Origin of the sequence: Sphingomonas sp. GM_Shp_1, assembly GCF_026540895.1 — a bacterium.
Lineage (GTDB): Bacteria > Pseudomonadota > Alphaproteobacteria > Sphingomonadales > Sphingomonadaceae > Sphingomonas.
In genome coordinates, this window is the sequence record NZ_JALNUR010000015.1 from 33,932 (window position 1) to 45,646 (window position 11,715).

Below are 11,715 nucleotides of genomic sequence, written 5' to 3' on the forward strand. Positions count from 1 at the left end.
TCCGTTCGCACTGAGCGAAGTCGAAGTGCAGGCGACACCACCCCCTGCGGAGCAGCGAACCCCTTACTTCGTCGTGAGCTTTCGGATGAACCCGATCAGCCCGGTCTGCCGCGAACGCTTCAGCCGTTCGGCTTGCAGGATGGTCTTCACCCCCTGGAAGCATTTTTCGACATCGTCATTGACCAGGACATAGTCGTATCCGTCCCAGTGGCTGACCTCATTGGCCGCGCGGGCCATGCGCGCGTCGATCACCTCGACCGAATCGGTCGCGCGGCGTTCGAGCCGCTGGCGAAGTTCCTCCATCGACGGGGGGAAGATGAAGACGCGGACCACGTCGCCGCCCGCGATCTGGAAAAGCTGCTGCGCGCCCTGCCAGTCGATATCGAACAGCACGTCCTTGCCCGTCGCCAGCATCGCCTCGACCTGTGCGCGGGGGGTGCCGTAGCGATTGTCGAAGACATGCGCCCATTCGAGGAATTCGTCATTCGCCACCATCCGGCGAAACTCTTCCAGATCGACGAAGTGATAGTCCTTGCCGTCGACCTCGCCGGGCCGCATTCCGCGCGTCGTCGCCGACACCGACATTTGCAGGCCGTCATCATCGGCCAGCAGCTTGCGCGCGATGGTCGACTTGCCCGCGCCCGAGGGAGAGGACAGCACGAACAACATGCCGCGGCGCTTCAGCTTGTGGGGATCGTCGGGATGGGCGGGCGAATTGGACATGCCTGCCTTTGACGCACGCGGTCGCAGCGCGTCAAGACATGCTTGACGCGCTGCGACAAGTGGAGCGGGACGAAACCGTCCTTAGTAGCGGTCGCCCGCGATCTTGCTTGCCTTGTGCCGGTCATAGGCCTTCTTGGCTGCATAGCCGCCGCCGAGCAGCAGACCGAGCGGGCCCAGGCGCCGCATTCCGCCGACCGCCAGCGCGCCCAGCGCCGCGCCCTTCAGGCCGCTATTGCCGTCGCGGCGGCTGACTTCGCGCCCGACCAGCGCTCCCACGATCCGTCCGATCATTGCACTTCTCCGAAAACACGGTCCTTGAGTTCACCCGCGCCGCGCAGCACCGCCCAGCCGACCGCATAGGTGATGGCGAGCGGCAGCACGACCTTCAGGACATTGGCGGTGACCGCCCCGATCACCGCGCCGTCGCCAACCCCGTCATCGCCCGACATCCCGTCGATGGCGGCGCCGACCAGCGCGCCGATTGTCGTTGCACCCATGCTCATGCCCTTCGTTGCTTGGGACAGGAAAAGCATGGGACGGGGGATGGGTTCCGTGGGGGCTAATCCTCCCCGGTACGGGGAGGTGGCAGGCCGAAGGCCTGACGGAGGGGGGCTTCCACACAAGACGTCCCTGGCGGCGAGCCCCCTCCACCATGCTTCGCATGGTCCACCTCCCCTTGCAGGGGAGGAATAAGCTCAACCCTTCGCAGCGACCTTGGCCTCGATCGCGTCCCAGATCAGCCCGGCGACATCGGTGCCGTCGAATTTCTCGATCGCGACGATCCCGGTGGGGGAGGTGACGTTGATCTCGGTCAGCCATTCGCCGCCGATCACGTCGATCCCGACGAACAGTAGCCCGCGCCGCTTGAGTTCCGGCCCCAGCACCGCGCAGATCTCGCGCTCGCGCTCCGTCAACTCCGTCTTCTGCGCCGAACCGCCGACCGCCAGGTTGGAGCGGATCTCGCCCTCGCCCGGCAGGCGGTTGATCGCGCCCGCCACCTCGCCGTCGATCAGGACGATGCGCTTGTCGCCCTTGGCCACGGCGGGAAGGAACGCCTGGACCATGTGCGGCTCGCGATAGGCGGTGTTGAACACCTCGATCAGCGCGGACAGGTTCGCGCCGTCACGCCCGACCTTGAAGATCGCCTTGCCGCCATTGCCGTGCAGCGGCTTGATGACGATCTCGCCATGCTCCGCCAGAAACGCGCGCGCCTCGTCCAGCGAACGGGTGACCAGCGTCGGCGGCATGAACTGCGGATAGTCGAGGACGAAGACCTTTTCCGGCGCATTGCGCACACTGCGCGGATTGTTGACGACCAGCGTCTTCTCGGCGACCCGCTCCAGCAAATGGGTGGCGGTGATATAGCCCAGGTCGAAGGGCGGGTCCTGTCGCATCAGCACGACATCGGCCTCATCGCCCAGGTCCAGCTTCACCGGCTCGTCGAAGCTGTAATGGTCGCCCGCCACGCGCTGGACGGTGACGGGGTGCGCCCTGGTCCAGAGATGCCCGTCCGACCAGTTGAGGTCGCCCGCATCATAATGGAACAGCCGGTGCCCGCGCGTCTGGGCGGAGAGCATCAGCGCGAAGGTCGAATCGCCCGCGATATTGATCTGGTCCATCGGGTCCATCTGGACGGCGACGGTCAGCGGCTTGGACATGGGGGTGTTCCTTCGTTCGGGCGGGTCTTTCGGGAGGGGAGGTAATCCTTCGCTCGTCCGCTGTCACCCGCACCAGGCATTTTCGATATGGCGCGGCCGGGTGCCCGGCGCGAGCAGGATCACGTCGACGCGGATATCGTCGCCCGGCCCGGCGTAAGTGGGCATCAGCACTTCGGCGGCGGCGGCCACCCGTGCGAGTCGCCGCTCGTCGATCGCGAAGTCCAGTTCCGCGGCGGTCTTGCGCGTCTTCACCTCGACGAATGCGACCAGTGACCCGCGCCGCGCGATCAGGTCGACCTCGCCCGCAGGCGTGCGGACGCGGCGGTCGAGAATGGTCCAGCCCTTCAGGCGCAGCCACCAGGCGGCGAGGCGTTCGCCGCGTCGGCCTGCCGCTTCGGCACGCTGGCGTTCGGGCGTCGGCCTTTTGGCGATGGGACGCCCGCCCTCGCTTGCTGTCAGAGAACGGCTACGGGACCGTATGCGGACATGATCGGATGCCATGCCATATCGTGCGAAGCGCCATCGATCGGCGCAAGCCCGTATCGGTCCGGTTTCGTTTCGGCCCTCAAGCCGCCACTTCCTCCGGCGCGGTCAGCCAAGCCAGGCTGTCTTCGGCGGGATCGAACACCCGCAAATAGGGCTGGGTCATCAGCCGCCGGATCTGCTGGCGCCCGATCGCGCTGCCGTTGACCATCGCGATCCGGCTGGCGCGGGGGAAATCGCGCAGCGCCTCGTGCACCGTCATGATCGCGTCCTTGGGCTGGACGTTGATCGCCGACATGTCGATGCGCAACCGATAGCCGGGGCGGAAACCGCTGCGCCGGAAGGCGTCCAGCAATTCCCGGGCATAGCGCATGGCGATCTCGGGCGTGAAATGCCCGGTCCACTGGATGTCGAGCAGGTTGAGGTCGTGACGAAATTGGAAGGCGTACATGGGGGAGCGGCTCCTGACCTCTCCCTGCGCGCCCGATCCTTGCCGAATCGCTAATGCCGGACCCTAATCGCCTGCGTTATCGTCCTTCATCGCCAGCGCGCGGGCATAAAGCGCCTTACGGTCGAGCCCCAACGCCTTGGCCACCTCGCTCGCCGCGCGACCGACGGGCAGGCGGGTCAGCGCTTCGGCCAGCGCGGCGTCGGCGTCCTGTTCGGTGGCGGGGGGCGCTTCGCCCGGCGGCGCGACGACGATCGCGATCTCGCCCTTGGGCCCCGCTTCGGCATAGCGGGCGGCGAGGGTGGAGAGGGTGCCGGTCACCGCCTCCTCGAACTTCTTGGTGATCTCGCGCGTCACCGCTGCCTCGCGGTCGCCCAATCCTTGCGCCAGTGCGGTCAGCGTTGCCGCCAGGCGTGGGCCCGATTCATAAAGGACCAGCGTCGCGCGGATGCTGGCGATTTCGGCAATGGCGTCGGCGCGCGCCTTTTCCTTCGGCGGCAGGAAACCCAGGAACAGGAATCGGTCGGTCGGCAGCCCCGCCAACGTCAGCGCGGCGATGGCGGCGCAAGGGCCCGGGATCGTCACCACCGCATGCCCCGCCGCGCGCGCATCGCGGACCAGCTTGTACCCCGGATCGGAGATCAGCGGCGTGCCCGCATCCGACACCAGCGCCACCGCCTGGGTCGCCATGCGGGCGATCAGGCCGGGGCGGACATGCTCGGCATTATGGTCGTGATAGGGCTGCATCGGCCGCTTCACGCCGATATGGCGGAGCAGCCCGGCGGTCACGCGGCTGTCCTCCACCGCGATGACATCGGCCTTCGTCAATATGTTGGCCGCGCGGGGGGACAGATCGCCGAGATTGCCGATAGGGGTCGCGACGATGTACAGGCCGGGTTCGAGAATAGGTTCGGATTGGGTCACGGGGATCGTCATGACAGAGGCAGGGCTGTTCGTACAACCGGGGGCCGTCATTCCGGACTCCGGAAAATGGGGCGTGGGGCGGCTGGGCCGCGCGGTGGCGCTCGCCGCGACGCTGTTTCTGGCGGCCTGTCAGACGATCGTGCCGCGAGGGCCGGTCGAACAACCCCCGGCGCGCCCCGAACAGACCAGCCCGCGCCCCTCGACCGAGGTCGAGCCCGGCCTGCCGCGCGATACGGCGCGGCACCGCATCGCGCTGCTCGTACCGCTATCGGGCAGCAATGCCGGGGTGGGACAGTCGATCGCCAATGCGACGATGATGGCGCTGCTGGATGCGCAGGCCGACACGATCCGAATCACCAATTACGACACCACGCCCGGCGCGGCGGCGGCGGCGCAAAAGGCGATCGCGGAGGGCGCGCAACTGATCCTGGGGCCTTTGCTGTCCGAGGATGTCCGCGCCGTCGCCCCCGTCGCCCGTGCGGCGAAGGTGCCGGTGATCAGCTTTTCCAACGATGCGGGCGTGGCCGGGAACGGCACCTATCTGATGGGCTATACCCCCGCCCAGTCGATCGACCGAGTGGTCGATTATGCGCGCGGGCGCGGCGTCACCAGCTTTGCTGGGCTGGTGCCCAACGGCCTTTATGGCGAGCGCGCCTCGACCGCCTTTCTTCGCGCGGTCGAAGGGGCAGGGGGACAGGTCGTCTCGCTCCAGCCCTATGGCCGGGTTGCGGGCGGCATCGCGGGGGCGGCGCAGCGGCTGAGCGCCAAGGCGCCCTATGACGCGGTGCTGATCGCCGATGGCGGCGCGGCGGCGGCGGCGGCGGCCCCGATCCTGAAGCGGGGATCGGGCGCGACGACGCGGCTGCTGGGCACCGAATTGTGGAATTCCGAATCGGGCATCGCCGCGCGCGCGCCGCTGAACGGGGCATGGTTCGCCAGCGTGTCGAACAACCTCTACCGCCAATATGCGACCAAATACCGCGCCCGGTTCCGGGCCGCGCCCTATCGCCTGTCGAGCCTGGGCTATGACGCGGTGCTGCTGACCGTGCGGATCGCGCGCGACTGGAAGGTGAATGCGGCCTTCCCGGAAGCACGGCTGCGGGCGGCGGATGGCTTTTCCGGGATCGACGGCGCTTTCCGCTTCGGCCGCGACGGCGTGGCGGAGCGCGCGCTGGAGGTGCAGGAGATTCGTGGCGGTACGGCAGTGACGGTGTCGCCCGCGCCGACCGGGTTCAGGGATTGAGCGACGACGCCATCGTCGTAATGTGCGTGGCGGCCTCCCGCGAAGAGGCTGCCGTGATCGCCCAGGCGCTGGTCGAACGGCGGCTGGCGGCCTGTGTTCAGATGATGCCGATCGAAAGCTGGTATCGCTGGAACGGGGCCGTGCAGCACGAGCCCGAGGTGATGCTGCACATCAAGACGGTCCGGGCCCGCTTCGCCCCATTGTGCGAGGCGATCGAGACGCTGCACAGCTATGACGTGCCGGAGATCGTCGCCGTGCCGATCACCGACGCTTCGCCGCGCTATCTGGCGTGGTTGCGCGAGGCGGTGCAATGACGGTGCACGTCAGGGGAACGGTCGCACCGTATCCAGCCGGGCAAAGCCCCTCCCCTTCAGGGGAGCGGTTGGGGTGGGGCCTTGTCCCGAGGGGTGCGCTTGCGGCGACGCCCCACCCCCGGCCCCTTCCCTGAGGGGAGCGGCGGCCTTACCTCATCGCGCATCGGGTTCGTCGGTCACCACCACTTCGCGCAGGATCGCATCGAGCAGCAACGCGCCCGCATCGGTAACGATCAGCCGCTCGTCCTCCATCCGCACCAGCCCCTGCCGCGACAGTGTCGCCACCGCATCCCGGTCCACCATATCGCGTCCATCGGCCAGCGCCGTCACGCGCGCCAGATCCACGCCCTCGGCCAGACGTAGCCCCATGACCAGCGCCTCGGTCGCGCGGGTGATGGGGGACAGGGTTTCCTCCACCTCGATGCCATGGCCGTTGCGGTCGACCGCCGCCATCCAGTTTTCGGGCTTCTTGCGGCGCACGGTGGCCACGCCCTCGCGGCGGCCATGCGCGCCGGGGCCGATCCCGGCATAATCGCCATAGCGCCAATAGGTCAGGTTGTGGCGGCTCTCCGCCCCGATCCGGGCGTGGTTGGAGGTTTCATAGGCGGGCAGCCCGGCGGCGGCGGTGATCGCGCGCGTCGTCTCGAACAGGTCGGCGGCGGCATCGCCATCGGGGATGGTCAGCCGCCCCGCCGCCGCTTCGGTATGGAAGCGTGTGCCGGGTTCGATCGTCAACTGATAGAGCGACAGATGCTCGGTCCCGTATCGAAGCGCGCGGGTCAGTTCGGCCTCCCAGTCGGGCAAAGGCTGGCCGGGGCGGGCATAGATCAGGTCGAAGCTGACCCGACCGAACAAGCCTTGCGCCGTCTGGAGCGCGCGCAGCGCCTCGTCCACGCCGTGCGCGCGGCCCAAGAAATGCAGCGCCTGATCGTCCAGCGCCTGCACGCCCAGCGACGCGCGGTTGACCCCGGCGGCGGCGAGATCGGCGAAGCGCGCCGCCTCCACCGAGGAGGGATTGGCCTCCAGCGTGATCTCGATCCCCTCGGCAAAGCCCCAATGGCGCTCGGCGGCGTCCAGGATCGCGGCGACGGTGGCGGGCGGCATCAGCGAAGGGGTGCCACCGCCGAAGAAGATCGACGTCAGCCGCCGCCCCGGCAGCGCCGCCGCCTCATGCGCCAGATCGGCGAGCAGCGCCTTTTGCCACGCCGCCTGGTCCACCGACTCGCGGACATGGCTGTTGAAATCGCAATAGGGGCATTTGGAGACGCAGAAGGGCCAATGGACGTAAAGCGCCAGCGGGGCGGGGGCCAAGGATGAAACAGTCGATATTGCGGAGGACATGATGCGCCCCGATATGGCGGCGATGGTCGCACTTCGCCATCTCTTATCGCTGCCCGTCCTCGCCGCCCTGCTGGCGGGATGCGGTCCTATGGTGTCCGCGCCCAAGGTGTCCGCTCAGGGCGGCTCGACCGAGCGCACCCCGGCGCGCGTGGTGGAGGAACGCGCCTCCGACGCGCCCGCCGCGCGCGGGGTGGGGCTGCTCCGTCAGGCGATGCTGGAGGGGCACCGCGCGGTGCGGGCCGAGATCGGGCTGCCGCCGCTGCTCTGGGACGACCGACTGGCGGCGAGCGCCTTGGCCTATGCGCAGGAGATGGCGCGGACCGGGCGCTTCCAACATGCCGAGCAGCCGATGGGGCCGACCCGGCAGGGCGAGAATCTGTGGACCGGCACGCGCGGCGCCTATCGCTATGACGAGATGATGGGGCATTGGGTCGCGGAGAAGCGCGACTTCGTGAACCTGCCCATCCCCCAGGCCAGCCGCACCGGCCAGTTCGGCGACGTGGCGCATTATACCCAGATCGTCTGGGCCCGATCCACGGCGGTCGGTTGCGCGATGGCGAGCAACAGGCGCGACGACTTCCTCGTTTGCCGCTATAGCCCCACCGGTAACGTCGTCGGCGAGCGGAGCTTCTGACTCGCGCGGAACGGCGGGAAGGCAATATGCAATGGCGAATCCCTATGATCCGATGGCCTGGCTGACCTTCTGGACCGCGCCCGCGCGTTTCGCGGTGATGGCGGGCGAATCGATGCTGAGCGCGCAGAGCGTGATGGCGACCCGCATGGGCGCGATGGCGACCGGCACCTCCTCGGCGGCGGAAATGACGCTGATGGTCAGCGAGAAGGTGAAGGCCTTCGACCAGTCGGCCAAGGTCTGGAACCGCGATCAGGCGGCCTTGTCGAAACTGTCGCGCCACGATCCGCGCGGCGGGGTGCTCGATGCCTGGGAGACGATGGCGCGCGCCATGCTGATCGGCGCGTCGATGCCGCTCCAGGCGATGGCGCCGGTGCACCGCGCGGTGACAGCCAACCAGAAGCGGCTGGCCAAGGGGTAACTTCATCCTCCCCGGTACGGGGAGGGGGACCATCCGAAGGATGGTGGAGGGGGGATCGCCGTAAAGGGCGTTCTTTGCGGAAGCCCCCCTCCGTCAGGCCTTCGGCCTGCCACCTCCCCGTGCCGGGGAGGATTGTTTCAGAACACCGCCTTCACCAACTGGCTGAACGCATCGGCGCGGTGGCTGATGCGGTTTTTTTCGTCTTGGTCCATCTCGGCGAAGGTTTCGGTATAGCCGAGCGGCTGGAAGATCGGGTCATAGCCATGGCCCTTGTCGCCCCTCGGCGGCCAGACGATGGTGCCGTCGACGCGCCCCTCGAACCATTCGACATGGCCATCGGGCCAGCCCACCGCCAGCGCGCAGACGAAATGCGCGGTCCGGCTCATGTCCGGCTCCTCGTTCAGCCGATCCTCGACCGAGCGCATCGCCATCGCGAAGTCCTTGGTCGGCCCCGCCCAGCGCGCCGAGAACAGCCCCGGATCGCCGCCCAGCGCATCGACGCACAGGCCGCTATCGTCGGACAGCGCGGGAAGCCCCGACAGGTCCGCCGCCGCCAGCGCCTTCAATTCGGCATTGGCGACGAAGGTGGTGCCGGTTTCCTCCGGCTCGGGCAGGTCGAGGTCGCCCGCCGCGATCACCTCGACGCCGTAAGGTGCCAGGAGTTCGCGGAATTCGACGATCTTGCCCTTGTTGTGGCTGGCCAGCACCAGCTTGCCGGGTTCGAGCTTGCGGATCGCCTGACGGCCGTTTCCTTCGCCGCTCATGCGCGGATCGCCCGGTCCTGCGCCGCGAAAATCTCGGTGCAGCCCATGCGCGCCAGGCGGAGCAGACGCAGCAGCGCCTCTTCGTCATAGGTCGCGTGTTCGGCGGTCGCCTGGACCTCGGCGATATGGCCGTTTTCGATCAGCACGAAATTGGCGTCGGCATCGGCACCCGAGTCCTCGATATAGTCGAGGTCGAGTACGGGCGTGCCCTGATGGATGCCGCACGACACGGCGGCGACCTTGTGGCGGATCGGATCGCTGGTCAGCTTGCCCTCGGCGAGGAGCTTGTTGACCGCCATGCGCAGCGCGACCCATGCGCCCGAAATCGCGGCGGTGCGGGTGCCGCCATCGGCCTGGATCACGTCGCAGTCGATGGTGATCTGCCGCTCGCCCAGTGCCTTCAGGTCGCATACGGCGCGCAAGGATCGGCCGATCAACCGCTGGATTTCCTGGGTGCGGCCCGACTGCTTGCCCTTGGCGGCCTCACGGCTGCCGCGCGTATGGGTGGCGCGGGGGAGCATGCCGTACTCGGCGGTGACCCAGCCCTCGCCCTTGCCGCGCAGGAAGGGGGGGACGCGCTCCTCGACGCTGGCGGTGACGAGCACCTTGGTATCGCCGAACCCGATCAGCACCGATCCTTCGGCGTGGCGGGTGAAATTCGGCTCGATGGTGATGGGACGCATCTGGTCGGGCATCCGGCCGGACGGGCGCATAGTCTTCTCCTTGTTCCTTGCCCCCAGCCCTAACCGCCCCCTGCGATTAGCGCCAGAGACCAAGGGGGGGCGATCGGAAGACACTCTTCTCTTCTCTGCGTCCTCTGCGCCTCTGCGCGCAAAAAAGAAGATTGGTTCACGCGGAGGCGCGGAGACGCGGAGGGGAAGCCAAACAATCTCCGCGGCTCCGCGTCTCCGCGTGAGAAATTTCGCGCAGAGGCGCAGAGGACGCAGAGAAGAAGGCGGTTGTCTCCCGATCGCTTGAGCCGGTGCGGGGGGATGCCTACATTCGCCCCATGGTCACCGTACCGATCACCGAGTTGACCGACAGGGCGCGCGATATTTTTCGCGTGGTGGTCGACAGCTATCTGACCAGCGGCCAGCCCGTTGGGTCGAAGACGATCGCACTGTCGGGGATCAACCTATCGCCCGCCTCGATCCGCAACGTCCTTCAGGAACTGGAGGAGCGGGGATTGCTCGCCGCGCCGCATACCAGTGCGGGGCGGATGCCGACCGATATGGGGCTGCGGCTGTTCGTCGACGGCATGATGCACGCGATGGAGCCCAGCATCGAGGAACGCGCCGCGATCGAGGCGCGGGCGGCCCGCTCCGGCCCGGTCGAGGAGGCGCTGGCGGCGACCACGGCGGTGCTGTCCGGCCTGTCGGCCTGTGCGGGGCTGGTGATGGTGCCCAAGCGCGAGATGAAGCTGCGCTCGATCGGCTTCGTGCCGATTTCGGCGACCCAGGCGCTGGCCGTGCTCGTTGCCGAGGACGGCGCGGTCGAGAACCGGGTGCTGGAACTGCCGCCGGGCATGACGGGATCGACGCTGATCGAGGCGGGCAATTACCTGTCCGCCACGCTTGCCGGGCTGACGCTGGGCCAGGCGCGTGAACGGCTGGAGCGCGAACTGGCGGCCGGCCGCGCGGCGCTCGACGGCGCGGCGCGGGCGCTGGTCGAACAGGGGCTGGCCGTCTGGAGCGAAGACGGCGAACGCCGTCCCATCCTGATCGTGCGGGGGCAGGGGCGGCTGATCGATGCCGCCGCCGCCGCCGATCTGGAGCGGGTCCGCGACCTGCTCGACGATCTGGAGGGCAAGCAGGAGATTGCGCACCTGCTCGATTCCGCGCGGGCGGGGGATTCGACCCGCATCTTCATCGGCGCGGAGAACAAATTGTTCGCGCTGTCGGGATCGTCGGTGATCGCGCGGCCGTTTCGCGGGCTGGACGGCCAGGTGGTCGGTGTGGTCGGCGTAATTGGCCCCACGCGGTTGAACTATGCCCGCGTCGTGCCCATGGTGGATTTCACGGCGGCAACGCTTGCCCGGATGATGGGCTGAACAGGGATTATGATGAGCGACAACAAGACGAACGAGACCCAGACCGATCTTCGCGAGGAAACGGCGGAGGCCGCGCCCGAAGTGGCGGGGCAGGACCGTCTGGCCGAGTTGGAGAACCAGTTGGCCGAGGCCAAGCAGCAATATCTCTATGCCCAGGCCGAGATTCAGAATGTCCGCCGCCGCGCCGAAAAGGAATCGGCGGACGCGCGCAACTATGCCGCGACGTCCTTCGCGCGCGACATCCTGTCGGTCGCGGACAATCTCCAGCGCGCCCTGGCGACCATCCCCGCCGACCTGCGCGAGGATGACAAGTGGAAGGGGCTGGTGACCGGCCTGGACGCCACCGGCCGTGAGATGGACAGCGTGCTGGGCCGTCACGGCATCACCAAGATCGAGGCGATGGGCCAGCCGCTGGACCCCAACAAGCATCAGGCGATGATCGAAATGCCCTCCGACCGGGAGCCGGGCACGATCGTTCAGGAGATGCAGTCGGGTTACATGATCAAGGATCGCCTGCTGCGCCCGGCGCTGGTGGCGGTGGCGAAGAAGCCGGATTGATCCGGTCTTTGTGTGATGCATGACGGAAGGGGCGGGCCGGTGGGTCCGCCCTTTTTGTGTTTGGGAATGCGTGGCTTTCCCTCCCCCATCCCCTCCCGCTTGCGGGAGGGGCGTGCCTGAGGCGGCCGCATGCGCGCCGTCGAGAATGGGGCGCATC

The 11,715-nt window shown here is 67.9% G+C and carries 16 protein-coding genes; 6 read left to right on the forward strand and 10 right to left on the reverse strand.

From position 1 onward, the window contains the following. Nucleotides 1–63 precede the first annotated feature (63 nt). The 7 genes from gmk to rsmI form a co-directional block, all read right to left on the reverse strand. A complete protein-coding gene (gene gmk, locus OXQ33_RS09540) occupies nt 64–723 on the reverse strand; it encodes a guanylate kinase (RefSeq protein ID WP_267434451.1) in 660 nt (219 codons plus the stop codon). A gap of 81 nt (nt 724–804) precedes the next feature. Beyond that, the gene (locus OXQ33_RS09545; RefSeq protein ID WP_267434452.1) at nt 805–1,014 is read right to left on the reverse strand and encodes a hypothetical protein; all 210 of its coding nucleotides are present in this window, start codon (nt 1,012–1,014) and stop codon (nt 805–807) included. Continuing rightward, nucleotides 1,011–1,220 (reverse strand): hypothetical protein, encoded by a 210-nt coding sequence (locus OXQ33_RS09550; protein WP_267434453.1) that lies wholly within the window; start codon nt 1,218–1,220, stop codon nt 1,011–1,013. Before OXQ33_RS09550 ends, OXQ33_RS09545 begins: the two co-directional genes overlap by 4 nt. A gap of 198 nt (nt 1,221–1,418) precedes the next feature. After that, entirely contained in the window at nt 1,419–2,381 is a 963-nt protein-coding gene (gene gshB / locus OXQ33_RS09555; protein ID WP_267434454.1) for a glutathione synthase, read from the reverse strand. Between the two features lie 63 nt (nt 2,382–2,444). Further along, on the reverse strand, nt 2,445–2,882 hold the full coding sequence (locus tag OXQ33_RS09560) for a YraN family protein (protein ID WP_267434455.1): 438 nt from the start codon (nt 2,880–2,882) through the stop codon (nt 2,445–2,447). A 64-nt stretch (nt 2,883–2,946) separates the two neighbouring features. Further along, on the reverse strand, nt 2,947–3,315 hold the full coding sequence (locus tag OXQ33_RS09565) for an STAS/SEC14 domain-containing protein (RefSeq protein WP_267434456.1): 369 nt from the start codon (nt 3,313–3,315) through the stop codon (nt 2,947–2,949). Between the two features lie 63 nt (nt 3,316–3,378). Beyond that, the gene (rsmI, locus tag OXQ33_RS09570) at nt 3,379–4,248 is read right to left on the reverse strand and encodes a 16S rRNA (cytidine(1402)-2'-O)-methyltransferase (RefSeq protein WP_267434457.1); all 870 of its coding nucleotides are present in this window, start codon (nt 4,246–4,248) and stop codon (nt 3,379–3,381) included. Here rsmI and OXQ33_RS09575 point away from each other — a divergent pair. Both OXQ33_RS09575 and cutA read left to right on the forward strand, forming a co-directional pair. Beyond that, entirely contained in the window at nt 4,247–5,479 is a 1,233-nt protein-coding gene (locus OXQ33_RS09575; protein WP_267434458.1) for a penicillin-binding protein activator, read from the forward strand. The two genes, rsmI and OXQ33_RS09575, sit on opposite strands and share 2 nt — an antisense overlap. Further along, complete coding sequence (gene cutA / locus OXQ33_RS09580) at nt 5,476–5,793, forward strand: divalent-cation tolerance protein CutA (RefSeq protein WP_267434459.1); 318 nt, start codon at nt 5,476–5,478, stop codon at nt 5,791–5,793. The genes OXQ33_RS09575 and cutA overlap by 4 nt, the downstream gene beginning before the upstream one ends. A gap of 153 nt (nt 5,794–5,946) precedes the next feature. Here cutA and hemW read toward each other — a convergent pair whose 3' ends face one another. Then, nucleotides 5,947–7,134, reverse strand: coding sequence for a radical SAM family heme chaperone HemW (gene hemW / locus OXQ33_RS09585; protein ID WP_267434460.1), 1,188 nt, complete (start codon nt 7,132–7,134; stop codon nt 5,947–5,949). On the opposite strand from hemW, the gene OXQ33_RS09590 reads away from it, so the two are divergent. After that, complete coding sequence (locus OXQ33_RS09590) at nt 7,133–7,768, forward strand: CAP domain-containing protein (protein WP_267434462.1); 636 nt, start codon at nt 7,133–7,135, stop codon at nt 7,766–7,768. The two genes, hemW and OXQ33_RS09590, sit on opposite strands and share 2 nt — an antisense overlap. 31 nt (nt 7,769–7,799) lie before the next feature. Beyond that, on the forward strand, nt 7,800–8,186 hold the full coding sequence (locus tag OXQ33_RS09595; protein ID WP_267434463.1) for a hypothetical protein: 387 nt from the start codon (nt 7,800–7,802) through the stop codon (nt 8,184–8,186). A 137-nt stretch (nt 8,187–8,323) separates the two neighbouring features. Here the strand turns inward: OXQ33_RS09595 and rdgB are convergent, their stop codons facing one another. Next, nucleotides 8,324–8,950 (reverse strand): RdgB/HAM1 family non-canonical purine NTP pyrophosphatase, encoded by a 627-nt coding sequence (rdgB, locus tag OXQ33_RS09600; protein ID WP_267434464.1) that lies wholly within the window; start codon nt 8,948–8,950, stop codon nt 8,324–8,326. Further along, nucleotides 8,947–9,663, reverse strand: coding sequence for a ribonuclease PH (gene rph / locus OXQ33_RS09605; RefSeq protein WP_267434465.1), 717 nt, complete (start codon nt 9,661–9,663; stop codon nt 8,947–8,949). The genes rdgB and rph overlap by 4 nt, the downstream gene beginning before the upstream one ends. Nucleotides 9,664–9,959: 296 nt before the next feature. On the opposite strand from rph, the gene hrcA reads away from it, so the two are divergent. Both hrcA and grpE read left to right on the forward strand, forming a co-directional pair. Next, entirely contained in the window at nt 9,960–11,000 is a 1,041-nt protein-coding gene (gene hrcA, locus OXQ33_RS09610) for a heat-inducible transcriptional repressor HrcA (RefSeq protein ID WP_267434466.1), read from the forward strand. A gap of 12 nt (nt 11,001–11,012) precedes the next feature. Continuing rightward, the gene (gene grpE, locus OXQ33_RS09615; protein WP_267434506.1) at nt 11,013–11,558 is read left to right on the forward strand and encodes a nucleotide exchange factor GrpE; all 546 of its coding nucleotides are present in this window, start codon (nt 11,013–11,015) and stop codon (nt 11,556–11,558) included. The last annotated feature ends 157 nt before the right edge of the window (nt 11,559–11,715 follow it).

Excerpts from the sequence above, each read along its gene's own strand:
- rdgB (WP_267434464.1), bottom strand. The coding sequence starts at position 8,950 with ATGAGCGGCGAAGGAAACGGCCGTCAGGCGATCCGCAAGCTCGAACCC.
- OXQ33_RS09595 (WP_267434463.1), top strand. The coding sequence starts at position 7,800 with ATGGCGAATCCCTATGATCCGATGGCCTGGCTGACCTTCTGGACCGCG.
- grpE (WP_267434506.1), top strand. The coding sequence starts at position 11,013 with ATGAGCGACAACAAGACGAACGAGACCCAGACCGATCTTCGCGAGGAA.
- rsmI (WP_267434457.1), bottom strand. The coding sequence starts at position 4,248 with ATGACGATCCCCGTGACCCAATCCGAACCTATTCTCGAACCCGGCCTG.
- rph (WP_267434465.1), bottom strand. The coding sequence starts at position 9,663 with ATGCGCCCGTCCGGCCGGATGCCCGACCAGATGCGTCCCATCACCATC.
- gmk (WP_267434451.1), bottom strand. The coding sequence starts at position 723 with ATGTCCAATTCGCCCGCCCATCCCGACGATCCCCACAAGCTGAAGCGC.
- hemW (WP_267434460.1), bottom strand. The coding sequence starts at position 7,134 with ATGTCCTCCGCAATATCGACTGTTTCATCCTTGGCCCCCGCCCCGCTG.
- OXQ33_RS09560 (WP_267434455.1), bottom strand. The coding sequence starts at position 2,882 with ATGGCATCCGATCATGTCCGCATACGGTCCCGTAGCCGTTCTCTGACA.
- OXQ33_RS09565 (WP_267434456.1), bottom strand. The coding sequence starts at position 3,315 with ATGTACGCCTTCCAATTTCGTCACGACCTCAACCTGCTCGACATCCAG.
- OXQ33_RS09590 (WP_267434462.1), top strand. The coding sequence starts at position 7,133 with ATGATGCGCCCCGATATGGCGGCGATGGTCGCACTTCGCCATCTCTTA.
- OXQ33_RS09545 (WP_267434452.1), bottom strand. The coding sequence starts at position 1,014 with ATGATCGGACGGATCGTGGGAGCGCTGGTCGGGCGCGAAGTCAGCCGC.
- OXQ33_RS09550 (WP_267434453.1), bottom strand. The coding sequence starts at position 1,220 with ATGGGTGCAACGACAATCGGCGCGCTGGTCGGCGCCGCCATCGACGGG.
- gshB (WP_267434454.1), bottom strand. The coding sequence starts at position 2,381 with ATGTCCAAGCCGCTGACCGTCGCCGTCCAGATGGACCCGATGGACCAG.
- OXQ33_RS09575 (WP_267434458.1), top strand. The coding sequence starts at position 4,247 with ATGACAGAGGCAGGGCTGTTCGTACAACCGGGGGCCGTCATTCCGGAC.
- hrcA (WP_267434466.1), top strand. The coding sequence starts at position 9,960 with ATGGTCACCGTACCGATCACCGAGTTGACCGACAGGGCGCGCGATATT.